The organism is Agromyces binzhouensis, assembly GCF_004135055.1.
In the GTDB taxonomy this organism is placed as follows: Bacteria; Actinomycetota; Actinomycetes; order Actinomycetales; family Microbacteriaceae; genus Agromyces; species Agromyces binzhouensis.
Genome location: NZ_SDPL01000685.1, coordinates 1 through 996, shown reverse-complemented (window position 1 = coordinate 996; position 996 = coordinate 1). Strand labels below are relative to the sequence as shown.

The window sequence follows — 996 nt, the reverse complement described above, 5'->3', positions numbered from 1 at the left end:
TGGAATCGATCTCGCGCCGCGACGGTGCTCGTCCCGCACGGGTCCGCGCACCGCGAGTCGACCGGCGACGCGGCCCACGACGTCGACGAGTTCCAGGCCGAGCGCGTCGGCGACCGCGCCGAGCACCTCGGACGAGGCCTCCTTCCGGCCGCGCTCGACCTCGGACAGGTACTGCGGCGACACGCCCGCCGTGCGCGCGACCTCGGTCAGGATGCGCTCCTGCTCGCGGCGCTCGTCGCGGAGCACCTCGCCGAGCACGTCGCGCCACAGCGGCCTCGTGCGTCGCGGCCGGCCGGCGGCGGCTCCGGGGAACTCGATCGTCTCGCCCATGAGCCGAGGCTACGCACGCGGCCGTGACCACGACAGGGCGATCCGCTCTCAGCAGAACCGGCGTCGCAGCGCGAATCCCGAACGAGGAGTTCCGCGACTCGCGGCCCTGCGGGATCGAGGTCTCAGAGCAGCCAGGGGTCGATGCCGGGATCGTCCGCCCGCGGAGGGTCGGCGAGCGCCGGCGGCGGCGGCGTGCGTCGGCGCACGCGCCCGGTCATCCACCCGCGCACGATGCCCGACGCTCCGGTCGAGCCCGCGCCCAGGCGGACGAACTCACGGGCGTCGGGCCCGGTCGGGACGTCCTTCGGCAGCGAGGCCGACGCGACGATCCATCCCGGCATCCCGAGGAGGGCCAGCACGTGCGCGAGGCGCTCCGACTCGAACACGCTGTCGGAGTCGAGCGTCTCGGCGAGCACCTGCTCCAACTCGTCCGCCGACTCCGGAGCGCCCGCAGCCGTCGCGAACGCCGCAGCGTGCTCGGCGCCGAAGGGCTCGTCGAGCACCTCCTCGTCGGCGCCCGGCTCGCGCGACGGATCGCTCGAGTAGCGACCCAGCTCGTCGGAGCCGTCCCACGCGGCGAGGACGAGCTGGCGGTCCACCAGCACGCGCAGCGCGAACGCGGGAGCGCGCAGCGCCTCGGCGATGGCCGCGCCCGCGTCGAGCACG

General features: G+C 75.3%; 2 protein-coding genes. Both read right to left on the bottom strand.

The genetic code is table 11. The features are described from left to right. The coding region (locus tag ESO86_RS17635; protein ID WP_165308355.1) for a helix-turn-helix domain-containing protein at nucleotides 1–330 on the bottom strand (330 nt) is incomplete at its 3' end. A gap of 122 nt (nucleotides 331–452) precedes the next feature. After that, nucleotides 453–996, bottom strand: a 544-nt coding sequence (locus ESO86_RS19545) for a hypothetical protein (RefSeq protein WP_165308353.1), incomplete at its 5' end; no start/stop codon positions are given.